Source organism: Muricauda sp. SCSIO 65647, assembly GCF_021534965.1.
Taxonomy (GTDB): domain Bacteria; phylum Bacteroidota; class Bacteroidia; order Flavobacteriales; family Flavobacteriaceae; genus Flagellimonas_A.
The window spans coordinates 2,611,114-2,633,745 of record NZ_CP091037.1; the positions used below are offsets into that span (position 1 = coordinate 2,611,114).

The window sequence follows — 22,632 nt, forward strand, 5'->3', positions numbered from 1 at the left end:
TATTGGTTATTCGTTATATATCATATACTACGCAATTGGCTTATATGAACTGAACCCCTTTGCAAAGCAGCAAAAGTTGACCCATCGAGATATCGGTTTTCTACAGCAAAATATCCCTCAGATACAAAAACTGTCCCAGTCTGAAAAAGAGAAACTTTTTGTTCGCACAGCTTGGTTCAAGTCAAAAAAGCCATTCGTTTACAAAGGTCAAGTAAGTAGCAAAAACGAAGTTGAGCTTTTAATAAGTGCCTCGGGCATGCTCTTGACGCTGGGTATGAAGAGCTATAAATTCATAAGGGCGGTTCATAGGGTCATTGTATATCCTTCCGATTATTATTCGATACTGAACAAAAAACACCATGTTGGTGAATATAACGTAGGCCTGAAGACTTTGGTCTTTTCTGAAAAAGGCCTAAGAGACGGTTTTGAAGACGATAGGGACAACATCAATTTGGCGATACATGAATTTGCCCATGCGCTCTGTATTGAAACCTCAGGAAAGAATAGTTGGGAAGCAAGAAGATTTCAATTTGGCCTAAAGAAAGTAAAAGAGCTCTTCGAAAATCAATCTTTTCAAGAGCAATATGATGAGTCAGGTTATTTTAGGGGATACGGCCTCACAAGTCTGATAGAGTTTTTTGCTGTTGCCGCTGAGAACTTTTTGGAAACTCCTGAACAATTTGAAAATTTATATCCAGAGCTATATGACCTTTTGAAAAAAATGTTGAATTATTCCTATACCTAACAAGGCCATCGATTTTTTCTAAAAATGTAGCATTTTACCATACGGTCAAGGCAAATGCCACTGGTAAATGATACAGATCATTTATATTGTACTGGCCATTTTGAAACAACCATGCAAGCCCAAGAAACGAAGCTCAAAAAATTCGGAACTTTTGGCGGCGTTTTTACGCCGACCCTGCTGACCATTCTTGGGGTGATCATGTATTTGCGGATGGGCTGGGTCGTTGGCAATGCCGGATTGTTGGGTGCTTGGTTCATCATTATCATTTCTTTTTTGATTACGTTGTGCACGGCCCTTTCGATGTCGGCGATCACCACGAACATACGAATAGGGGCAGGGGGTGCTTACGCCATTATTTCACAGGCTTTGGGCCTTGAGGTAGGCGGTAGTCTCGGAATACCCCGCTATATCTCACAAGGGCTGGCAGTCACCATGTATATATTTGGTTTTCGTGAGGGTTGGTTGGGCATTTTTCCGGGCCACGACCCATTTTTGGTAGATTTGATTGCTTTTGCGCTACTGTTCGCCATTGCCTATATCAGTGCCGATTTGGCTATCAAGACACAGTATATCATCATGGCGATAATTGTATTATCGCTGATTTCCATCGTTATGGCAGCTTATCATGGCTCTATGGTACTTCCAGCGGAAGATGCCCTCAGATGGGGCACTTTTAAGGGATCTGTTGAGAACAATTTTAGTGGTAGCAGTTTCTGGATAGTGTTCGCCGTTTTTTTTCCGGCCGCAACGGGTATCATGGCAGGGGCCAATATGTCAGGTGAGCTTAGAAACCCAAAAAAGAGCATTCCACAGGGAACCTTATGGGCCATTGGGGTAAGTTTTGTGATTTATATGTTGTTGGCTTACTGGTTGGCTCGTTCAGCTTCGGAGGAAGAATTGGTCTCCAATTACAACATAATTATTGAAAAATCGTATTTCGGTCCACTGGTGATCGCGGGTATTCTTGGAGCGACCTTTTCTTCTGCTCTGGCCTCAATAGTAGGGTCTTCGCGCATTCTCTTTGCCATGGGTGAACACAAGGTCTTGCCCTATTCCAAATTTCTTGCCGGAAAAAGTGCCAACGGGCAGCCCAGAAATGCCATGGTGGTTACCGGTATCATGATTTTTGCGACTATGTTGCTTCGTGAACTCAATGCAGTAGCCCCTTTGGTGACCTTGTTTTTCTTGATTACCTATGCCATGATCAATATTGTGGTCATCATTGAGCAACGATTGGGACTAATAAGCTATCGCCCCATTTTCAAAGTGAACAAATGGATTCCGTGGATCGGGCTATTATCATCGGTAATGGCCATGTTCATCATCAACCCAACGGTTAGTCTGGTTTCCATTGTCATTGTTTTCGTGGTGTACTGGTTCTTGTCTCGACAAAATCTGGAAACCCCTTTTGAAGATGTACGATCAGGGTTGTTCGTCTCGTTTGCCGAGTGGGCCGCCAAACACACTTGGGGCATGAAAAGCATGCAGCAAAGGGCATGGAAGCCCAATCTCATGGTGCCTGTTCGTGATATCAACGGCGCAAAGGGCAATTTTCAATTTCTACGTAATATAGCCGCACCAAAAGGGTCGATCAAGTTGTTGGGCATCGAGCCCTTTACCGAGAATGATGCCTTTGTGAATGAGCTTTCCACACTCTCAGAATCTTTTCGCCTAAAAGGGGTGTTCTCATCATGGACAGTGATACACAGTGATGATTTTGCCAAAGGGGTCAATTATGGCAATCAAGCCCTGCGGGGCGCTTTTTTTAGACCGAATATCGTTTTCTTGAATTTGCAGCAGCATGATGACTATGAAATTGAGATTCGGCCTGTGATCAAAGAGTGCATCCGTTTAGAAATAGGAGTGCTTCTGTTTTCGGCACACCCGACCGCTTTGTTGGGGCAGCGCAACTTGATCAATGTTTGGGTGAGTGATCGAAGGGGCAACTGGGAGCTTGGTTGGGATATCGGTAGTCTTGATTTATCCACTTTGATCGCCTATAAACTCAAGAAGAACTGGGATGCACGTATTCGCATCATCACGGTCATCTCTGATCCCAATGAGGAGGAAAATGCCAATACGTTCCTTAAATCTTTGATCAGCCTTGCCAGATTACCAGAGACGCTTATAGAAGTGTATGTGGGTAATTTTAGGGACATTGTGCAGAATGCGCCACGAGCCGATTTGAACATCTTTGGGATGGATGAGAATTTTAAAATTGAGTTCGTTCAAGAAATGACCACCAAGACCAAGAGCTCCTGTCTTTTTGTGAAAGATTCTGGCCATGAAAGTATTCTGGCCTGATAAATCATAGAATTCCCTAGAAAAGAGCTAAAAACGCACCCTAAAACTAACATTGGGGGTAAGACCCAATGAAACGTTGTTTACCTGTTCAACTTCGCCTTCGTCAGAAATTCGATAATAGCGGTTCAATACGTTTTCCCTATTGGTCAGGTTCAACAGCGATATGCCGGCATTGGCCTTGATTCTTCTACTGATATCAAAGTGGTAAGTGCCTGAGGCATCCAATCTGAAATATTCTGGCAAACGGCTGCTGTTGGGCAATTGGTAATTGATTTCATTGGGAAAGGCCGTTGCGTTTAATGGATCATCTTCATCAGGTGCTGTGTAGGGCTTGCCCGTTCGGTAGTTGAGCCCCAGCCCCAGCTTTAAATTGTTGATGTCATAGGTGGTGGCGACCGTCACTGTATGGCGTACATCGAGATTGTTCGGAAATGAGCTTGGGTCAATGTCTTCAAAAGTGTAGTCGTTCTTGTTGTAGGTATAGCTTAGCCATGTACTGTAGTTTTCCCCTTTTTTGTTGACAAGAAATTCAAGTCCTTTCACTTCATAGCTGCCAATTTCCCCATCAAACTGGTTTTCGTTTTGAAAGCCTTGGGTCAAGGTGCTGATGCCATCTACCTGTTTATAAAAAGCTTCAAGGCCCACATAAATGGAATTTTTGGCGTAGTTCAACCCTATAGAGCCCTGTTTGCTTTTGGTGATGGGCAATTGATCTTCATCGGAAAGGATCCAGCGTCGCTTTTCAACTCCTAAAAAATTCTGTTCCAAGTCAATGACTTGATTCGTGTACTGACTTTTGAACTCACCCAAAACCTCAGCTCTCAAATAATTGGCCACTCTAACATTTAGGTTCAAACGGGGCTCGAACAGCAATTCTTCGAATGATTCACCAAATTGGGCCAAATTTATGATGTAGTTTGCCCGCAAACCCGCTGAGGCGATGAACTTGTCTTCGGGAGAGCGGTACAAGACTTCGGTGTAAGGTGCGTGAAGCCTCACCACCCCTTTGATGTTACTGTCAAATGGCGGCAAGGTGACATCGGTAAAGTTTCTAATGCCGGTCTCGATGAACTGATATCCATTTCGCCACTTCAATGTCTCAGCCAGCCTATACTCCGTATCAAATTTTATGGAGCTTTCAATAATTCGGTTTCTTTGCTCAAGTTGTTGTCGCGGCTCGGGAGAAACGCCCAAAGCTTCCAGTTGGTATTGTGTGTAATAGGCGTTGAGGTTCGATGACAGTCTGTCCGTCCATCTACTTTGTAATTGCAGTCCGGCAGAGATATTGGTCTGATCTAAAAAGCTCTGGGAAGTAACATTTGTCTCACGATCGGTCTCTTTGAACAATAAATCATTGTCGATACCGATAAAGCTTAGTCGTAATTTATGGTCATCATTGATGTCGTAGAGAAATTTTCCCGAAACATCCCAGAAAAAAAAGGTAATATCCCTATCGAATTCCCTATCAACCGATTGATTTTGCTGATTGATGACCTCACTATCTTGAAAGGCCCGATCGGTAAAGATGCTATAGGTCGGAGTGTTCAAAAAATCGGTGGTAGAGCGACGGGCCGAGAGCTGAAAGGCCATTCGGTCGTTTAAAGGAAATTGCCCATACACATCACCGCTGATAAGGTTGAAGCCCGCCCCACCGAAAAACTGCCCATCGATCTCATTTTTGGTCCACATACTGATGACACTGCTGACACCATCGCCATATCGTGCTGGGGTACCATTCTTGTAAACCGTCACTTGGTCTGTCAAGTAGGGATTGAAAGCCGAGATCAACCCAAAAAAATGCCCTGACTGGTACATTTTGATACCATTCCATAGTATCAGATTTTGATCATTGGTGCCACCGCGTACATTGATGTCTGACACGGTCTCGTCAATACTTTTGATGCCCGGTAGCGCTTGAATGGTCTGTAGCACATCAGGCTCTATCAGGCCTGGAAGAATGCCCAATTCACCTGTATTCAGGGTAATACTGGCATCTTCTTCTTTAACGATTCCCGAGGTGAGGAATTCGTAGACAATGACCTCTTCAAGCCTTTCATAGTTCTGTGCAAGTAGAATTTCATGGCAATCACCACTTGCTACAAGATTTTCTACGGGCATGTATTTTGTGATATATCCTAGAAAACGAACTTTAAGAGTGGCATTTCTTGGTACTTGGTCAATTCGAAAACGGCCATTTATGTCTGTGACCAGTGCTATGTCACTGTCCATTACTTCAACAGTTGCCCCCGGAACGGTATTTTCGGCAAAATTGTCGAGTACCTTTCCACAAACACTGACCAGCGTGTTTTTGACCAATGAATAATAGCGCTCGTTTATTTTCCGGATTTTTATTTGGGTCTGGGTTTCCAATGCTTCCAGAACAAGATCTAGCGATAGGTCAGCGGGAATAGCGACTTCAACTCCTTCCAAATCCTCGTCAACATATGAAAATTTAATATCATGTTGCTTTTCAAGCTCGATGAGATATGATTTCAGGGACGTTCTTGAAGTCTCTTGGGCATGGATAGTGGCGTGGGGAAAGACAAAAAGCAGTCCCACCCAAACTGCAATAAAGTGATTACGGAGCATTCTCAGCATAGAAAAGCACGTTATCTTTCCCTAATTTATAACTAATCTGGGAAGGAACACTTATACTTTCTAACGCCAAATTGATGTCTGTGTTGCTAAACGTACCTGTAAATAATTGATCGGTATCAACATTTTCGGCCATCACCTCAATATCGAACTGTCTTTCAAGCTCGGCCAATACATATTTCAACGGAATACTTTCGAAGCTGCTCTCGTTGTTCACCCAAGAAGGATGGGCATTACTTATACCATCAGTATTTCGAACGTTACCGTTGATGGCCACAAAAGAGGTGCCTGCGGGTAGTTTTTTCTCTGTACCTTGATAAGAAACGCTCACTAGGCCCTCATAACAGGTCACTTCAAAGAAACCATTACGGTTCTCGACATTGAACTGGGTGCCAAGCACGGTTACGGTACCATTATCTGTTGAAACGGTGAACGTTTTGCCCTTGGCCACCTTGAAAAAAGCTTCGCCCTCAAGTTTTACGTTTCGTTTTTCGTTCCATTTCTTTTCACTGAACGAGACCTTTGAACCGGCGTTCAAAATGATTTCAGAACTATCGGGGAGCGTTATCTCGGTACGTTCTGCCAATTCGGTGCTGAACGATTCATTCAAAGAATTCACATAAAAATAAGAGCCTGCCAAAAGTACGGCCACCACGGCCGCTACACGCAAGAACTGTTTGAACGGGCGCAAGGTAATGACCTTAGGGGCTTCTTGCGAAGTTCTTTCCCTTAAGGTATTCCAAGCTTGGTCAACGTCGAACCCAGGGGCCTGCATCTTATCAGATGCCTCTAGAATTCTCTGGTAAGAAGCATACTCGGCAGACTTTTTGAAAGCTGCCAACTCTTCTTCAGAGAGTTCGTTGTTGAGCCATTTTGCCAAATAATTCTCTTGCATGATTTCTATGCTTTACGAGGGTATAACAACTTACTTTAGAAAAACCCTACCTATAAAGTTTAAAAGTTTCAAGTTTACGGTTTATTTATAGATAAATATATTTCAACCTCAGAATTTTCCCCTTGGTCTGATTTATCGCCATAAACTTCAAAATCGTTACGGTACTTTCTGTTCAACTCGGCATCTTTTTTCCAAATTTCTTTCCAAGTGTCCACAATGGCATCGGGCATTTTTCCTTTAGAAATGAATTTTTGATACGTACACCCGATTATTTCCCTGCCGATCATTCCTTCAGGTATTTTCTCCAAAGATTGAACTTTATGCCCAATTAATGCGGTATATTTTCCTGTGTAATCCGACTCATAATCCATAAAAATCGAATAGATGGCCTCCGATTCTTTATTTGGAATTTTTTTGGAAATCCCTTCCGAATAAAATCTTCCCCATAGCTTGCCCATATCGGCCACTGATTTTTCACCTTCGTTGGTTGATTGAATGGCTATGCCCACTACATAAAAGGAATCAATATGCGTTTCCATTGTGTTTTTAGATTTACAACCAAGAATGGTCAATGCAACCATCAGCATATAGAGTTTGTACTTCACTTTTTCCCAATTTCCATCAGTTCGTCTTTAGTCTTTAGTCGTTAGCCATTAACCAAATAACCATTTCAAATACCGTCTATCTGTTCACGAAGCGCTTTTAGGGCCAAATGCATCCGCTTTTCGATGGCCTTGACACTCACACCTTCCATTTCAGCTATCTCGGCATATTTTTTTCCATCTATTCTGTTCAACAAAAAAGTGGTCCGTTGGTTTTCGGGGAGGCTGTTCAGGGCGTCATCAAGTTTTTTTTTGAATTGCTTTTCCTCCAATACATATTCTGGCGACTCGTTCGATATTGATTTTGAATGCTGGTCGGCATATTTCAACCGAACCTTTTCTGCTTTGATGACATTCAAATATAGGTTGTTGGCAACCGTGTATAAGTATGATTTTGCCTTTTCAGGGGTCACCTTGGCACAATTTTCCCACAATTTCACGAAAGCCTCCTGTACGGCATCATGTGCCTTTTCTTCATTGCCGAACTTATAATATATGTAATTGAATACCGTTTTTGAATTGGCTTTGAACACAGAGCTAAAGACGTGCTCTTCACAAACATTGTCCATGTGTGGCGGCTGGGTTAACAGTTTCCCAAAGATATTTTAAAAAAAATTAAAAATTGGGTAGGGTAATTTACAAGATGGTTGTTTTAGGGTTGTACTAACAATGAAAAAGTCCAAATCGTTATGAAAAAGTTAATTAATAACTTATTGTATGTAAGCCTTTTTATCGTGGCATTGAGTTTTACTTCATGTCAAGAAGAATTTGAAGAAGTAGGCGGGGATCAGCAAGAGACCCTGATGGCAGACTCTAACACTGCCGATTTGATTGTGAAGACATCGTCAAATGACGGTTCTTTTGACAACATTGTCGATGGGGCCAGTTGTATTGCGGTGAAGTTTCCATATACCGTTGATGTTGGCGGTATTCAGATTACCATCGACTCTAGGGAAGACCTTCATTTGATCGAAGAGATTTTCGATGAGTTCGATGATGATGAAGATATTTTAGAGTTTCTCTTTCCGATTACCATTACCCTTGGTGATTTTACCGAGATCGTTATTGAAAACGAAGAACAGTTGTCAGAGTTGGCCGAAGAGTGCCTTGAAGGAGGTGACGATGATGATATCGAGTGTATCGATTTCGTTTATCCGATTACCCTGTATACTTTCGATATCAATGAACAGCAGACCGGTAGCGTTGTTATTGAGAGTGACAAAGATTTGAGAAGGTTCTTTGATGGTCTTGATGATGATGACCTTATCGGTATCGATTTCCCCATTACCTTGAAGAAGTACGATGGCACCGAAGTAGTGGTAGAAAACAATGCCGAATTGGCGCGTGCCCTTGAAGCGGCCGAAGATGAGTGTGATGAAGATGATGATGACGATTACAATGACGATGATTTCGACGAAGAGCGTTTTGATTTCTGCTTGACAGAATGCCCATGGCAAGTACGTGAGGTCGTTCGCGATGAAGTTAACCAAACAGAGCAGTACCTTGAGTATTTGATGATATTCGAAGAAGAAGGAATGGTCACGGTAAAAGATCGAGAAGGCAATGTCTTGAACGGTGAATGGAGCGTTAGGTTTACCGACCATGGTCCGCTTTTGACCCTTGCTTTTGACGTCTTGGTCGACTTTAACCTAGAGTGGTTGGTATATGAGGTTGGTGAGCATACCATCAAGTTATACGCAGAAGGCGGTAACAAGATTATCATGAAGCAACTTTGTGAAGATGACGATGACGATGATGGCGATGATGATGATGATGACCCCAATACATTGAGAGAAATCTTGAAAGAATGTGAGTGGATCATAAAAAAGGTCAAAAACCAAGGTGAGGAAATCGACAGATTACTTGGTTACGAATTTAAGTTCATGGCTGAAGGAGTAGTTACTTTGAGTAACGGAATCACCACTTCTGAAGGTTCATGGGAGATAGGGTTCAATTCTGAACAAGTACTTTCATTGCTGATCACCTTTGGTGATGAGCCTGCAGTGAACTTCGAATGGCCATTGCGTCATCTTGATGACGATAGATTGAAGTTTGAAGTCGAAGAAGTTGACTACGAACTGGTATTGCAACGTGTATGTGATGACAATGCGGGAGATGGCGATGTATCTGAAATCAGGAATATCATGTTAGGCGGTCTTTGGAATGTAGCTCTTTTGGATGATGAAGGTGTTGATGAAACGGATGACTATGCCGGAATGGACTTTGGTTTCTCAACGTTCCATCAAGTAGAGGTCTCTATAGACGATGATCCAATTACGGCCGGTGTTTGGAGGGTTTTGCGAAATGCTGATGGCAATTTGAAGTTCTACTTGAACCTTGGCGATGACGAAACCTTTGAAGATCTGACTGAAGCCTGGTATATCACCGAAGTTTCTTCAGATAGAATTGAATTGGTATATGAAGATGAGGAAATAAACAGCAAAACGTTGGTTTTCGAGAAAAAGCCATAACAATATTTGCCCCTTATTTTTCTGAAAAGGACAGTTTGCCCCAAAACTGTCCTTTTCTTTTTGTTCATGCTTTGTTGAGAATCTCTTTTTCAAAGCCTTTGCGCTTATTTCTAAAGCAGCAATCCACCAGTATTTCTTAAATTTGTGCTCCTTAAAAATGCTGGAAACCTATGTTTGATAATTTAAGTGAAAAACTCGATAAGGCGTTACATGTACTGAAAGGGCGTGGTCAAATCACTGAAATAAACGTGGCCGAGACCATGAAAGAGATACGGCGTGCTTTGCTCGATGCCGATGTCAACTTCAAGATAGCCAAAGAGTTTACCAATAGGGTCAAAGAAAAAGCACTGGGCCAAAATGTGCTGACCACCCTTCAACCTGGCCAACTGATGGTCAAAATCGTCAAAGACGAATTGACAGCGTTGATGGGCGGTGAGGCTGAAGACATTGACCTTTCGGGCAATCCATCAGTCGTTTTGATGTCGGGTCTCCAAGGTTCGGGTAAGACCACTTTTTCTGGAAAACTGGCGAATTATCTAAACAAGAAAAAAAATAAAAAACCATTGCTGGTGGCCTGTGACGTCTATCGTCCAGCGGCTATTGATCAATTGCACATTGTCGGTGATCAGGTAGGTATCGAGGTATATTCTGATAGGGGCAACAGTGATCCGGTGGCCATAGCCAAGGCAGGTATCAAACATGCTAGGGAGAACGGCAAGAATGTGGTCATCATAGATACTGCGGGCCGATTGGCGGTAGATGAACAGATGATGACCGAGATTGCCAATATTCACAAGGCCGTAGACCCTGAAGAGACCTTGTTCGTGGTCGATGCCATGACCGGCCAAGATGCTGTGAACACCGCCAAAGCCTTCAATGACGTTTTGAATTTTGACGGGGTCATTTTGACAAAATTGGATGGCGATACCCGTGGGGGTGCGGCCATATCGATCAAATCAGTGGTTGACAAGCCCATAAAGTTCATAGGTACAGGTGAAAAGATGGAAGCCATAGATGTCTTTCATCCCTCCCGTATGGCCGACCGTATCTTGGGAATGGGCGATGTGGTTTCCTTGGTTGAACGTGCCCAAGAACAGTTTGATGAAGAACAAGCCCGAAAAATTCAAAAGAAGATTGCCAAAAACCGTTTCGGATTTGATGACTTTCTCAGTCAGATACAACAAATCAAGAAAATGGGCAATATGAAAGATTTGATGGGCATGATTCCCGGTATGGGCAAGGCCATGAAAGGTATCGATATCGATGACGATGCCTTCAAGCATATCGAGGCCATGATACATTCTATGACGCCCGATGAGCGTGCCAATCCATCTAAACTGAATTCAAGCCGTAAAAAGCGTATCGCAGTTGGTAGCGGCCGCTCGATACAAGAGGTCAATCAGTTGCTGAAGCAGTTCAACCAAATGAGCAAAATGATGAAGATGATGCAGGGCGGTGGCGGCAAAAAAATGATGCAAATGATGCAAAATATGCGTTAGTATATTTTAGTTCAAGGTTCAAGGTTCAAGGTTCAAGGTTCAAGGTTCAAGGTTTGATAAATTCCCAAATAGGACAATATGGCAAGGGTTGAAATGTTTGAAGACCTTGAAATTTGGCAACGGGCAAGAGAGATTTGCAATGATGTTTACGATTTGATAGAGAATACCCCATTGGGCCGAAATTATGCCCTGAGAGATCAAATGGATAAATCTTCAGGCTCGGTAATGGATAATATAGCTGAAGGCTTTGAGCGTAATGGCAATAGGGAATTCATTCAATTTTTAAGTATTTCAAAAGCATCTTGTGGTGAACTTCGTTCGCAATTGTACAGAACTTTCGATAGAGGGCATATTGATAAGGAAACATTTGATGTTTTAAAGAAAAAAATAATGGTCAATAGTAAAAAGATCGGTGCATTCATGAACTACTTGTCAAAATCTGAATTTAGGGGTTTCAAATACAAAAATAAGTGAGGTGAACCTTTAACATTAAACTTTAGAATCTTATGAACATTCTTGACGGAAAAAAAATATCCAATCAAATCAAAGATGAGATTGCCATAGAGGTCACTGAAATGAAAGAACGGGGTGAAAAGACCCCTCATTTGGCGGCTGTTTTGGTGGGCAATGATGGTGCCAGCCTTACTTATGTGGGCAGTAAGGTACGTTCGTGCAAGAAAATTGGTTTCGAATCGACATTGGTTCATCTTCCAGAAGAAACTACAGAAGAAGAGTTATTGCAACAGGTCAAAAGCTTGAATGAAAACCCTGATATTGATGGATATATCGTACAATTGCCCTTGCCCAGACATATCGATGAGCAAAAGGTGCTGATGGCCGTAGACCCTGACAAAGATGTAGATGGGTTCCATCCCACCAACTTCGGCAAAATGGCATTGGATATGGAGTCTTTTATTCCTGCCACCCCATTCGGAATTATGGAGCTACTTCAACGATATGACATAGATACCGAGGGAAAGCATACCGTTGTGATCGGGCGCAGCCATATCGTCGGACGGCCCATCAGTATTTTGATGAGCCAAAAAGGAAAGGCGGCCAATGCTACGGTGACCATTACGCATAGCCGAACCAAAAATTTAAAAGAGCTGACACTTCAAGCAGATATCATTGTATCGGCTTTAGGCGTTCCGAACTTTCTAAAAGCCGATATGGTCAAAGAAGGCGTTGTCGTCATTGATGTGGGGATCACCCGTGTGCCTGACGATTCGCGAGAAAGAGGCTATTATATCACCGGTGATGTCGATTTTGAAAACGTGGGCAAAAAAGCTTCCTATATTACACCCGTACCGGGTGGAGTTGGTCCCATGACCATCGCAATGCTATTGAAGAATACACTTTTGGCGCGTAAGCGGCACCGAGCGTAAAGCACTTTCACAACAATTACCGACCTTTAGTATCTTTAAGTACATAAAGTATTGGATACAAAAGGTTTAATGAGAATATTGTTGACTTTTCTCCTGTTTTCGGTAGGCGAGCTTTCGGGGCAGCTGTACGAGACGGCCCGTTATGCCGATGACAATGGACTTCCTTCACGTATTGTCAGGGATGTTGCCCAAGATAGCCATGGCTTCATATGGGTGGCGGGCAATAATGGGCTTTTTAAGTTTGATGGTAAAAAGTTCAAACCATTCAAGGCTGCACTGAAAGATACCATTGGCCTAAGGGACAACAAAATAAATACGGTCATTACGGCTTCAGACGACAAGATATGGCTCGGAACGCCCATGGGCCTGCATGTACTTGAAGATGAAACCGTGAAGTACATAAAGCTTTTAGAGAATCCGACAGAGTCACAAGAATACGTTCTTAGTGTTTTTGAAGATGTGCAGAACAGACTGTGGGTAGGCACCTACGGAGGCCTTTTTTTGTTGGAAAAAGATGGCGGGCCCATTCACTTTCTATCAGAAGGAGGCAACAGTGAGGTTGCCCAAGAGACAATTTGGGGCATATCGCAAGACCACGAGGGCAGCATTTGGGTAGCTACCAATGAAGGCCCATACATAATGAAACAAGGCCAGCAGTACGATTTCAGACCCATGGCAATTGAAAGTGAAGAAGACCTTGACCTAAACGACGCAAGCCTTTTTCAGTACAGGCACTACAATGATTCAATCGTGCTCATCGCCTCATCCATAGGGCTGCTAAAGGGCGTTCATAAAAGAGATCGCTTGATGGTCAGTAGGTTCAATGGTCAAGAAGGGGCGGTACCGAATTACCATATTCAAGATCTCGAGATCGATGATGAAGGCAACTTATGGTTGGCCACTTGGAAGAACGGCCTCAAAAAATACGGGTGGATGACAGGTAGATTGATCGAAAAAAAGATAATCACCAAAAATGGGTTTTTAGCAATGTCTGGAGACGTGAAAGCCGTATTCAAAGACCATCAAGGTAATGTGTGGGCAGCCAACACCAATGGCCTGTACAAATTCAGCAAGAGTCAAGATAGGTTATTGACATTTCCACCGAGACACCAAGAAAACTGTCTTCCCAATTTTTATGGTATTTATGCGATTCTTGAAGATAACAGATCAAACCTATGGGTGACCACTTCAACGGCTCTGTATAGGTTCAAAAAAGAGGACCTGCTACAGGGCGCATGCCCAGAGAACTATCTGTACTTTGAAGATGCAAACATGCAACTTTCTCGAGACTTGTTCATCGATACCGAGAATAGATTATGGATAGGTGCCGATGGCGGACTTTTTGTTACTCAATTGGACGATGACCAAAATCCGGGTGAATTCATTAGATATAGTATAGCAGATGGGCTTCCACACAATTGGTCTTTTGAGGTCGAACAGATTGACAAAAACAGCTTTTGGATCGGCAACTATCACGGATTGTTGAAGTTGACCCTGCCCAATGGTAACTTAAAACAACCCAGCATAGAAGTGTTCGCCCATGATAAGGAAAGACCTGAAAGTCTGGTAAACTCGCAGGCCATGAGCATTGAAAGAGACGCCAATGGAGCTTTTTGGATTGGCACCTTCAGTGGGGTCAGTAGGCTTATTGATGATTTTGATCAAGGTGTTTTTAAAGGGTATACCAGTGTTTATGCCAACTTTAAAGGCTTGAGTAACAACTCGATAAAAAAAATCTTCAATGACAGCTCAAACAATCTTTGGGTTGCCACCCAAAGAGGGCTCAACCTCTACTTGCCCGAAGAAGATCGGTTTCTCCAATTTGGTCATGCTGAAGGACTGCCATCAGAGTACGTTTTGGGCATACAAGAAGATTCAAAAGGCCATTTATGGATTTGCACCACCAATGGGGTTCTCAAAACACAATTTGATAGTGCCTCAATGCGCTTTGTTGAAAAAGAATATTTCACGGCGCAAGATGGATTGGTCGATAATATTCCATACCGCAATTCAATTTTAATCGATGATAATGATAACGTGTTTATCGGTAGCCGTGATGGGATCAGTATTTTTTCCCACAGGGCAAATAGTGGCATAAATACCTCAAATTTTCAACTTGCCCTTACCGACCTTGAGAGCATCGGTAAAAAAGAAGAGGGTTTCAATTCGGTATATGATAGACTGGTGGATGGCAAAATAGGGCTTTCCTATCGCGAAAATTCGATAAAGATCAATTATGCGGCCCTTGATTTTTTGAATCCATCGTTCAATAGGTACCGCCATAAATTTTTGCCTTCAAATGAGACTTGGATTGAAACGGGAAACGACTCTGAGCTTACCTATTACAACCTTCCTTCAGGTGACTATGAACTGATTTTAGATGGGGCAAACGGCCTCGGTCAGTGGTCTGGCAATCCCATTCGGTTGCATGTGACCGTTAACCCCCCATTTTGGAAAACGAATTGGGCACTATTTGGTTATGTTCTTCTTCTTACTATGGCTATTGCTGTGGTATATCGCATCAGAATTAGAAAAAAGGAACGCGATTGGGAACAAAAAATAACTATGGAAGCAGCCATAATCAATGAACGGGAGCAATTGCGAAAAGAGAATGCGGCAGATTTTCACGACGAACTGGGTTCCATGCTCACCAAAATATCAATGTTCTTGACCATGGCCGAGCGAAATTTGGAGGGGAATGAAGATCCACGGCCTTTTTTTCAAAAGATAAGGGCCAATACTAAAGGACTTTCTACAGGATTTAGGGATTTACTTTGGGTCATAGATCCGCAAAAAGACAGTTTGGCCGATACTTTTTTAAGGCTTAAGTCATTTGGTGAAGAGCTGTTTGAGCAGAGTGATATCGATTTTACGACCAGTGAATTCCAAGAGGTTTTTACCGAACGCATGTTGAATCCTAAAACCAAAAAACAGGTTGTAATGATTTTTAAAGAGGCCATGAACAATTGTCTTAAATATGCCCAGGCCAAAAAAGCAACCTTGAATTTAAGCGCAAATGGCAGATTCTCGAAAATGGAATTTAGCGATAATGGATCGGGTTTTGATGCCAACAAAAAATCGAAGGGCAGGGGATTAAAAAATATGTCGAACAGGGCCGAAAGCATAGGGGCCAGGTTATCGATTGTTTCTTCAACCAAGGGCACGACCATAGCTCTGGACAGAATACCCCATATGGGTGATGAATTTTCTGATAAGTAAACGTAACTTGTGACGTAATGTCTATACAAGATATTCATATTGCCATAGTTGAAGACGATAATGAGATTCGTCAGACCCTGAACCTTATTATCGATGGATCTTCAGGTTTTACTTGTAAATATGCATTCCCAGATGGAGAATCGGCTTTGGCTTCCATAGGAAACCTTCCTGTTGACATTGTTTTAATGGATATTGACCTTCCTGGCAGGTCGGGAATCGAAGTGACACGCCAGCTCAAGATTGAAAATCCTGAATTGGATATTATTATGCTTACCGTACAATCTGATGACGATTCCATCTTTGAGTCCCTTTGCGCAGGGGCCTCAGGCTATTTGTTGAAAGATACCAGCCCCGCAGAACTGTTGGTTCATATTCGAGAAGTGTTTGAAGGTGGTGCTCCCATGAGTAGCACTATTGCCAGACGTATCATCAATTCGTTTCGGGTGATTGAGAATCCGCTTTCTGAGCGCGAGACCGAAATATTGCGCATGTTGTCTAAAGGGTTGAACTACAAAGAAATTGCTGAAAAAGCATTTTTGAGTCCGCATACCGTAAAAAGCCACATCAAGAATATTTACTCAAAATTGCATGTGGGCAATAGGGCAGAAGCCATATACAAGGCCATTAAGCAGAAACTTATCTAAGCCACTTACCATTAAATACCCCATATGGGTGATTGACGCAAATAGCTCAAAAAGAGACATTTGATAAGTTAATCATAAAATCATCCAAAAATGGGAACACTAAAGACAATCGGTTTTGCGCTCTTGACCATCTTCTGTATGGGCATTGTGCAGGTTCAAGGGCAAAATACACTGTTCAAAAAAGTAAAGAACAAGGTAGAGGACAAGGTAGAGGAAGTGGTAAGTGAAGAGGCTGGCGACGAGGGTGCCGTAAAGACTTCAAACAAAAAGCAAATGAAAGAGTATGTGGTCGACCAAGGTTTCATCAATAGGGCCGATTTACTGTTTCATGATGATTTCAATGGGGAAAGGGCAACAGAATTTCCTTCAAAGTGGACACATATCAAAGGTTCTATTCAGAACAACAGTTTTTCTGAAGCCGGCCAACGCGATGAGGTCATCGAATGGATTTCCAATTATGCGACCATTAAGCCCACAATCGAAGGGGATGATTATTTGGGCGATTCATTCAAAATTGAGATTCAAGTGCATTTTAACCTAGAAGGCGGAAACCAATTCTACAACCTCAATCTTAGGAACTCCAAAGACATATATAAGCACCATGATATTAGAATTGCGAATTCTTTGATTGGCAATGGCAACGATAACCTATCACGCATGCCGGGTCAGCCACCTCGGGGCTGGCACACCATTCAGGTATCATTTAACAAGGGTAATCTAAAGGCTTTCTTTGATGGGGTTCAGTTGGTCAACAACCCAGACATTGGCAAGTATGAATTTACCCATATAGAAATTTATGCGTCTTCGCCAGGTTCATCACGTGTAGGCCAAACAAAATCAATGATCAACCATTTTTCAATAGCCAAAGCGGGCTTGCCCCTTTATGAGCGCCTGGTAACCAAGGGAAGGATTGTCGTTCAGGATATTTACTTTGATAACGATCAGTATGTGATCAAAAAGGAATCCTATCCAGCATTGGAGAAAATCGTGAACATGCTCAAAGAACACGTAGATACTGAAGTGACCATTGAAGGCCATACTGATTCCAACGGTACAGAGGAAGCCAACCAATTGCTTTCAGAGAACAGGGCCATGGCCGTAAAGAAGTACCTGGTGTCCAAAGGTATTAAAAGCTCACGAATGTCAACCGTGGGTTATGGCGAAGAACGGCCTATAGATCGATCTAACAATGAAAAGGCATGGGCCACCAACAGAAGGGTAGAATTTGTAATGCGATGAGCATTTCTAAACTGATACGTTGATTATGAAAAGAGTAGCAGTAGTTATGGTATTGATGCTATACACCGGCTTGACATCGACCCCACTTTTTGGCCAGACCTATCAATATCCGTCCCAAGAAAGGGTGCAGGAGTTGTTGGACGAAATCGAAGATTGTAAACAAAAGTTGAAGAACACCCAAGCAGAGATCAAGAATATGGAAGCTAATCCGTCTGATTATACCCTGGCCGATTACAAGGAAGCTGAAATGCTGGTGGAAAGAATCAAAACCTGCCTTGCCGCGAGAAGGGCCGAACTGGACAGCATTCGAAAGGAATATCCCGGTTGGTTCAATTCACCCAATGCGGTGTTGCCCTATGATCGTCATAACCGAATAACCCCCAGAAGTCTAGAGGAAAGGTTAAAAGACTTGGAAAGGAAAATAAGCCAGGTTCTAAATCGATTCGAAGGTCTGCCAAAACCAAAAGGCCGATAAATAGTTGTATCTTAACGTTTTAAAACCAAAGCAATGAAAAATACGATACTACTGGCCCTTTGCTCCATTTTTCTGTTGGGTATTTCATGTAAAAAGAAATCCAAATCAGGGGAAGTGGTCGAGGACGATTCGGAAATTGTAATTTCAAGCAGTAAAGATGATGAATCTACAGATACTGCCGATTTTGAAAGAGCCAAAGACTGTGATGACTTTATCGACCAGTATGAAGAGTGGTCTGAAGAGTATATCGCCTTTTTATCAAAGTATAAAGATGACCCAATGAAAGCGGTTACCTCTCCCGAATACTCACAGATGATGCAAAAGGCTTCTTCTTGGTCACAACAATGGTTGACACTCTCGGTATCTTGTGCAAAGCATACAAAGTATGAGGAAAGAGTAAAAGAGATATCAGATAATATGGAAAAAAAGATGGAGGAACTGGGTTTTAAATAACCTGGTTTTCAAGTTGCCAAAATAATAAAGCCTTGGTGAAAGCCGAGGCTTTAGTTTTTTTGATCATTATAGCCAGTATCGGTCTCATTGACTGTGGCCTCGTCATCGGTAGGCGTGATGAGATCGATGTCATTGTCACCTTCATCATTGGTGCAACCGGTCACGGCCAGTGAGCCAAAAAAAACAGCGATCAACAGAAATATGGTTTTCATGGATGCGCAATAAGTAGGTTATCTAAAATAAACGCGAAATCATAGGGGTTTCGTATGTTTTTGGGCCAATTTTGGCCGTCAGGTTCTTCAAAATCAGTATCTTTTTTGAAGAAAAAGCCAATCATGAAATTTTCTCTCTTCTCTGTTCTTGTTTTTTCCGCTTTTTTTTGGGGCTGTACAACAGAAAAAAAATCTGATGCTACCATTGAAGTGTCTTTTTCAAAAGAAGTGGCCAATGAAGCAAAAGATGGGCGTTTGTTGCTAATGTTCTCGAACAATGATGAAAAAGAGCCGCGCTTTCAAATCAATGCTGGCCTTAATGGACAAATCATTTTTGGTATTGACGTTGAAAACATGCAACCTGAAGAGGCAAAAGTATTTGATGCTGAGGTATTTGGTTTTCCTTATGCCAGCATGGCTGAAATTCCATCCGGTGAATATCAAGTGCAGGCACTGTTGCACGTGTATGAATCTTTCGATCTTTCGACCGGACATACCGTAAAATTGCCGATGGACAATGGTGAAGGCCAACAATGGAACCGTTCACCGGGAAACCTTTATAGCGAACCCTTTAAGGTGACCATCACTGAAAACGGATTGAAAGACGTTCAGGTAATCATGGATCAAAAGATACCGCCTATCGAAGAGCCCGAAGATACCGAATGGATCAAACACATAAAGATCAAATCTGAAAAGTTGTCTGAGTTTTGGGGCAGGGATATGTATTTGGGTGCCCACGTACTACTGCCAAAAGGATTTGATGAGCACCCCGAAGCCAGATATCCATTGATGATCTTTCACGGGCATTTTCCTGATGATTTCGGCGGTTTTCGTACCGTACCACCTGATCCCGGTCTTGAACCCGATTATTCAGAACGCTTTGGTGTCAAGGGGTACAACATCATGCAACAGCAAGAGGCCCATGATTTTTATAAACGATGGAATGAACCCGATTTCCCTAGGTTCTTGATTATAGAAATACAACACCCAACTCCCTATTATGACGACTCATATGCAGTGAATTCGGCCAGTCAAGGGCCTTATGGTGATGCAATAACCTATGAGTTGATTCCACATATAGAAAAGCAATTCAGGGGTATTGGCGAAGGCTGGGCCCGCTTTCTTTACGGGGGCTCAACAGGTGGTTGGGAAGCATTGGCCGTACAGGTCAAATATCCAGATGAGTACAACGGCTGTTTTGCCGCTTGCCCAGACCCCATTGATTTTAGGGCGTATTGCCTGACCAATATCTATGACGATAAGAACGCATACTATTACGAGGGCGCCCACAAGAAATTTGAAGTGCCCGGGCATCGCGATTATTTGGGCCATGTAGATATTTCTGTCAAAGACTATAATCATTTAGAATTGGTTTTGGGCACCAAGTCACGTTCAGGCCAACAATGGGATATTTGGGAAGCTACCTATTCACCCCAAGGTGATGATGGTTACCCCGTTCGTTTATGGGACAAAATGTCGGGAGACATCGATCATGGTGTTGCCGAATATTGGAAAGAGAACTATGATTTGCGCTACATTCTTGAACGCGATTGGGACAAGTTGGGGAAGAAATTGAGGGGAAAAATACATATCTATTGCGGTGATATGGATAACTATTACCTCAATAATGCCGTATATCTCATGGAAGACTTTCTAGAGCAGACCACAGACCCTTATTATGAAGGTGAGGTGCTTTATGGCGATAGGGCCGAACACTGTTGGAACGGCGACCTAGAACTGCCCAATCATATCAGTCGTTTGCGCTATAACAGCATGTACGTGCCCAAAATAATGAAACGAATAGCCGAGAGTGCCCCCCAAGGGGCCGATTTGACCAGTTGGCGATATCAATAAAAGATGGCAGGGCGCACTACCAATAAAATTGCATGGTTTGTTTTCACCTTTTTGGCGATAGGGGTCGGTCTGTACCCTTTGGGATATATTTTCGGGGGGAAGGAAATGGGCCTTCTATTAAGTAAATCAAAAGAACTTTTATCAGATGACCTTTGGAACATCGGTTTTTACGGCCATATCATTTTTGGGGGTATTGCGCTGCTCACAGGGTGGTCACAGTTCAGCAAAAAGCTACGTACAAAACATCTTTACCTTCACCGTAATTTGGGGAAGATATACGTTGCTGCAGTGCTGATCAGTGGGGTCTGTGCCGTTTATATCGGCTTTTATGCCACGGGCGGATGGGTCACTTCTTTGGGTTTTATACTTCTCGGACTTGTATGGCTCTACACCACGATAGCTGCTTACCGGGCGATTAAGAAAAAAGATTTGCAGCTGCACCAAGGCATGATGATATACAGCTATGCGGCCTGTTTTGCGGCGGTGACCCTTAGGTTGTGGCTGCCTTTGTTGACCTTTGCCTTCGGTGAGTTTTTGATTGCCTATAAAATCGTGGCATGGCTTTGTTGGGTGCCCAACCTGATTTTTGCCCATCTTTGGGTGAGACGAAAAGGGTTGATCTTGGGTTGAGCATTATTTTGCAAACAGCTGGTCCATATCCTTAAAGGCCTTGAATTCAAGGGCATTTCCGGCAGGATCAAGGAAGAACATGGTGGCCTGTTCACCTACTTCACCCTTATAACGTACATAGGGTTCGATGATAAACTCGACTCCTTTTTCCTGTAACTTCTTTGAAAAAGATCCAAAGACCTCCCATGGCAATACCACACCATAATGGGGTACGGGCACATCTTTGCCATCTACGGGATTGGTGTGCAACTTCTCTTCAGTCGCTATCGAAATTGGCTTGTAGTGAATGACCACTTGATGGCCGAACAGGTTGAAATCGACCCAATGGTCGCTGCTACGGCCTTCGTCACAACCTAAGACTTCACGGTAAAAGATACGACATTCATCTAAATTGTGCACGGGAATGGCCACATGAAAGGGTGTTATGCCCATAGTGCTGAAATTTGACATTTAAAAATAAACGATTGAAGTACTTGTTTGCAATTATTCTTCCAAAAATGCCACAATCTGTTCATTTACCTGAGTTTGGTGCATAGAGTGCCCCAATCCCTCGGTCAAGACCAATTTGCTTCCTTTCCAGTGCTCATGAACACGTACCGATTCGGTATAGGGAACCTGCATATCTGATTTATCATGAAAAAGAAGTCCTTTTTTGGTATTGTTCGTGACAAAACGTGCACTTGAGAACTCGTTGAAGTGGTATCCAAACCAATCTTTAAGTCTTTTGTCCATGGCTTTCCAAACCCTTTTGTTGAATTTCAGAATTTCTTGGTAATGGTGCATAAACCGTTCAAATTCACAAGGGGAACCAACGGTAACTATTTTTTCAACAGAAGATTCTGGATTGACAAAGTGATCGTACAAAATGGTCATGCCACCAATAGAATGTGCCACCACTGATTTAGGTTGGTACTTTTTCAAAAAATGCCGCAATGTATGGGCGTACAGAGGAACATGCAACATTTTTCCAGTAGAGTTCCCATGGGCAGGGGCATCGAATGCCAAAATATCAAAATCATGCTCTTGTAGCTTTTTTATGAGGTTGCGCCAACGATGGGTATTGCTCTCCCAGCCATGCAACAAAAGAACGGTGTCTTTGCCGCCAGGCCATCGATAGGCCTGTATTTGCTGTTCTATGACTTCTTCGACCGATAATTTTGCAGCATCCAAAAAGTCTTCTTGCTCGGGCCTGACACGCCCCTTTCGTATCGTGCAAAAAATATCAAATGCAATTTGAGCGGCTTTCTGCTTATCAAAGAGCACGACAAGATTGAGCCATTGGCCATAGAAAAGTGGAATTATTCGGGTCAGTAGTTTTTTCATTTAGGTTACTTTTTGTAACTTACTCTATAAAGGAAACTAAAAATAAACATTCTTTCGCTAAGTAAAAAGAAGTCACTTTATCAAAAC

General features: G+C 42.7%; 20 protein-coding genes. 13 read left to right on the forward strand and 7 right to left on the reverse strand.

Features of this window, described 5'->3' with window-relative positions; translation table 11 throughout:
* Window positions 1-76: 76 nt before the first annotated feature.
* Window positions 77-745 (forward strand): zinc-dependent peptidase, encoded by a 669-nt coding sequence (locus tag L0P89_RS11605; protein ID WP_235265261.1) that lies wholly within the window; start codon window positions 77-79, stop codon window positions 743-745.
* Window positions 746-856: 111 nt separating this feature from the next.
* Window positions 857-3,049 (forward strand): amino acid permease, encoded by a 2,193-nt coding sequence (locus L0P89_RS11610; RefSeq protein ID WP_235265262.1) that lies wholly within the window; start codon window positions 857-859, stop codon window positions 3,047-3,049.
* A gap of 27 nt (window positions 3,050-3,076) precedes the next feature.
* On the opposite strand, the gene L0P89_RS11615 is transcribed toward L0P89_RS11610, so the two are convergent.
* From L0P89_RS11615 to L0P89_RS11630, 4 genes are all read right to left on the reverse strand, one after another.
* Complete coding sequence (locus L0P89_RS11615) at window positions 3,077-5,647, reverse strand: carboxypeptidase-like regulatory domain-containing protein (RefSeq protein WP_235265263.1); 2,571 nt, start codon at window positions 5,645-5,647, stop codon at window positions 3,077-3,079.
* Window positions 5,628-6,539 carry a FecR family protein gene (locus L0P89_RS11620; protein WP_235265264.1) on the reverse strand — a complete coding sequence of 304 codons (912 nt, stop codon included), beginning with the start codon at window positions 6,537-6,539 and terminating at the stop codon, window positions 5,628-5,630. Before L0P89_RS11620 ends, L0P89_RS11615 begins: the two co-directional genes overlap by 20 nt.
* Before the next feature lie 74 nt (window positions 6,540-6,613).
* Window positions 6,614-7,078, reverse strand: coding sequence for a GyrI-like domain-containing protein (locus L0P89_RS11625; RefSeq protein ID WP_235265265.1), 465 nt, complete (start codon window positions 7,076-7,078; stop codon window positions 6,614-6,616).
* A gap of 131 nt (window positions 7,079-7,209) precedes the next feature.
* Window positions 7,210-7,710, reverse strand: a complete 501-nt coding sequence (locus tag L0P89_RS11630) for an RNA polymerase sigma factor (RefSeq protein ID WP_235265266.1) — start codon at window positions 7,708-7,710, stop codon at window positions 7,210-7,212.
* A gap of 120 nt (window positions 7,711-7,830) precedes the next feature.
* On the opposite strand from L0P89_RS11630, the gene L0P89_RS11635 reads away from it, so the two are divergent.
* The 9 genes from L0P89_RS11635 (at window position 7,831) to L0P89_RS11675 (ending at window position 18,526) form a co-directional block, all read left to right on the forward strand.
* The gene (locus tag L0P89_RS11635) at window positions 7,831-9,612 is read left to right on the forward strand and encodes a hypothetical protein (protein ID WP_235265267.1); all 1,782 of its coding nucleotides are present in this window, start codon (window positions 7,831-7,833) and stop codon (window positions 9,610-9,612) included.
* 170 nt (window positions 9,613-9,782) lie between these two features.
* Window positions 9,783-11,111 (forward strand): signal recognition particle protein, encoded by a 1,329-nt coding sequence (gene ffh / locus L0P89_RS11640; protein WP_235265268.1) that lies wholly within the window; start codon window positions 9,783-9,785, stop codon window positions 11,109-11,111.
* A 78-nt stretch (window positions 11,112-11,189) separates the two neighbouring features.
* Window positions 11,190-11,585 (forward strand): four helix bundle protein, encoded by a 396-nt coding sequence (locus L0P89_RS11645; RefSeq protein ID WP_235265269.1) that lies wholly within the window; start codon window positions 11,190-11,192, stop codon window positions 11,583-11,585.
* Window positions 11,586-11,617: 32 nt separating this feature from the next.
* Complete coding sequence (folD, locus tag L0P89_RS11650) at window positions 11,618-12,496, forward strand: bifunctional methylenetetrahydrofolate dehydrogenase/methenyltetrahydrofolate cyclohydrolase FolD (RefSeq protein WP_235265270.1); 879 nt, start codon at window positions 11,618-11,620, stop codon at window positions 12,494-12,496.
* A gap of 69 nt (window positions 12,497-12,565) precedes the next feature.
* Entirely contained in the window at window positions 12,566-15,715 is a 3,150-nt protein-coding gene (locus L0P89_RS11655) for a sensor histidine kinase (RefSeq protein ID WP_235265271.1), read from the forward strand.
* 17 nt (window positions 15,716-15,732) lie between these two features.
* The gene (locus L0P89_RS11660; RefSeq protein WP_235265272.1) at window positions 15,733-16,359 is read left to right on the forward strand and encodes a response regulator transcription factor; all 627 of its coding nucleotides are present in this window, start codon (window positions 15,733-15,735) and stop codon (window positions 16,357-16,359) included.
* A gap of 90 nt (window positions 16,360-16,449) precedes the next feature.
* Window positions 16,450-17,598 carry an OmpA family protein gene (locus L0P89_RS11665; RefSeq protein ID WP_235265273.1) on the forward strand — a complete coding sequence of 383 codons (1,149 nt, stop codon included), beginning with the start codon at window positions 16,450-16,452 and terminating at the stop codon, window positions 17,596-17,598.
* 25 nt (window positions 17,599-17,623) lie between these two features.
* Entirely contained in the window at window positions 17,624-18,073 is a 450-nt protein-coding gene (locus L0P89_RS11670; RefSeq protein ID WP_235265274.1) for a hypothetical protein, read from the forward strand.
* Between the two features lie 33 nt (window positions 18,074-18,106).
* A complete protein-coding gene (locus L0P89_RS11675) occupies window positions 18,107-18,526 on the forward strand; it encodes a DUF6591 domain-containing protein (RefSeq protein ID WP_235265275.1) in 420 nt (139 codons plus the stop codon).
* A 50-nt stretch (window positions 18,527-18,576) separates the two neighbouring features.
* Here the strand turns inward: L0P89_RS11675 and L0P89_RS11680 are convergent, their stop codons facing one another.
* A complete protein-coding gene (locus L0P89_RS11680; protein ID WP_235265276.1) occupies window positions 18,577-18,738 on the reverse strand; it encodes a hypothetical protein in 162 nt (53 codons plus the stop codon).
* 123 nt (window positions 18,739-18,861) lie between these two features.
* Here L0P89_RS11680 and L0P89_RS11685 point away from each other — a divergent pair, with 123 nt between their 5' ends.
* Both L0P89_RS11685 and L0P89_RS11690 read left to right on the forward strand, forming a co-directional pair.
* Window positions 18,862-20,592, forward strand: coding sequence for an alpha/beta hydrolase-fold protein (locus L0P89_RS11685; protein WP_235265277.1), 1,731 nt, complete (start codon window positions 18,862-18,864; stop codon window positions 20,590-20,592).
* 3 nt (window positions 20,593-20,595) lie between these two features.
* Window positions 20,596-21,222 (forward strand): DUF2306 domain-containing protein, encoded by a 627-nt coding sequence (locus tag L0P89_RS11690; protein WP_235265278.1) that lies wholly within the window; start codon window positions 20,596-20,598, stop codon window positions 21,220-21,222.
* Between the two features lie 3 nt (window positions 21,223-21,225).
* Here L0P89_RS11690 and L0P89_RS11695 read toward each other — a convergent pair whose 3' ends face one another.
* Both L0P89_RS11695 and L0P89_RS11700 read right to left on the reverse strand, forming a co-directional pair.
* Window positions 21,226-21,654, reverse strand: a complete 429-nt coding sequence (locus tag L0P89_RS11695) for a VOC family protein (RefSeq protein WP_235265279.1) — start codon at window positions 21,652-21,654, stop codon at window positions 21,226-21,228.
* Between the two features lie 51 nt (window positions 21,655-21,705).
* Window positions 21,706-22,545, reverse strand: coding sequence for an alpha/beta fold hydrolase (locus L0P89_RS11700; protein WP_235265280.1), 840 nt, complete (start codon window positions 22,543-22,545; stop codon window positions 21,706-21,708).
* Between the last annotated feature and the right edge of the window lie 87 nt (window positions 22,546-22,632).

Excerpts from the sequence above, each read along its gene's own strand:
- folD (WP_235265270.1), top strand. The coding sequence starts at position 11,618 with ATGAACATTCTTGACGGAAAAAAAATATCCAATCAAATCAAAGATGAG.
- L0P89_RS11700 (WP_235265280.1), bottom strand. The coding sequence starts at position 22,545 with ATGAAAAAACTACTGACCCGAATAATTCCACTTTTCTATGGCCAATGG.
- L0P89_RS11660 (WP_235265272.1), top strand. The coding sequence starts at position 15,733 with ATGTCTATACAAGATATTCATATTGCCATAGTTGAAGACGATAATGAG.
- L0P89_RS11680 (WP_235265276.1), bottom strand. The coding sequence starts at position 18,738 with ATGAAAACCATATTTCTGTTGATCGCTGTTTTTTTTGGCTCACTGGCC.
- L0P89_RS11630 (WP_235265266.1), bottom strand. The coding sequence starts at position 7,710 with ATGGACAATGTTTGTGAAGAGCACGTCTTTAGCTCTGTGTTCAAAGCC.
- ffh (WP_235265268.1), top strand. The coding sequence starts at position 9,783 with ATGTTTGATAATTTAAGTGAAAAACTCGATAAGGCGTTACATGTACTG.
- L0P89_RS11635 (WP_235265267.1), top strand. The coding sequence starts at position 7,831 with ATGAAAAAGTTAATTAATAACTTATTGTATGTAAGCCTTTTTATCGTG.
- L0P89_RS11645 (WP_235265269.1), top strand. The coding sequence starts at position 11,190 with ATGGCAAGGGTTGAAATGTTTGAAGACCTTGAAATTTGGCAACGGGCA.
- L0P89_RS11665 (WP_235265273.1), top strand. The coding sequence starts at position 16,450 with ATGGGAACACTAAAGACAATCGGTTTTGCGCTCTTGACCATCTTCTGT.
- L0P89_RS11625 (WP_235265265.1), bottom strand. The coding sequence starts at position 7,078 with ATGGAAACGCATATTGATTCCTTTTATGTAGTGGGCATAGCCATTCAA.
- L0P89_RS11675 (WP_235265275.1), top strand. The coding sequence starts at position 18,107 with ATGAAAAATACGATACTACTGGCCCTTTGCTCCATTTTTCTGTTGGGT.
- L0P89_RS11610 (WP_235265262.1), top strand. The coding sequence starts at position 857 with ATGCAAGCCCAAGAAACGAAGCTCAAAAAATTCGGAACTTTTGGCGGC.
- L0P89_RS11655 (WP_235265271.1), top strand. The coding sequence starts at position 12,566 with ATGAGAATATTGTTGACTTTTCTCCTGTTTTCGGTAGGCGAGCTTTCG.
- L0P89_RS11690 (WP_235265278.1), top strand. The coding sequence starts at position 20,596 with ATGGCAGGGCGCACTACCAATAAAATTGCATGGTTTGTTTTCACCTTT.
- L0P89_RS11615 (WP_235265263.1), bottom strand. The coding sequence starts at position 5,647 with ATGCTGAGAATGCTCCGTAATCACTTTATTGCAGTTTGGGTGGGACTG.
- L0P89_RS11620 (WP_235265264.1), bottom strand. The coding sequence starts at position 6,539 with ATGCAAGAGAATTATTTGGCAAAATGGCTCAACAACGAACTCTCTGAA.
- L0P89_RS11695 (WP_235265279.1), bottom strand. The coding sequence starts at position 21,654 with ATGGGCATAACACCCTTTCATGTGGCCATTCCCGTGCACAATTTAGAT.
- L0P89_RS11670 (WP_235265274.1), top strand. The coding sequence starts at position 17,624 with ATGAAAAGAGTAGCAGTAGTTATGGTATTGATGCTATACACCGGCTTG.
- L0P89_RS11685 (WP_235265277.1), top strand. The coding sequence starts at position 18,862 with ATGAAATTTTCTCTCTTCTCTGTTCTTGTTTTTTCCGCTTTTTTTTGG.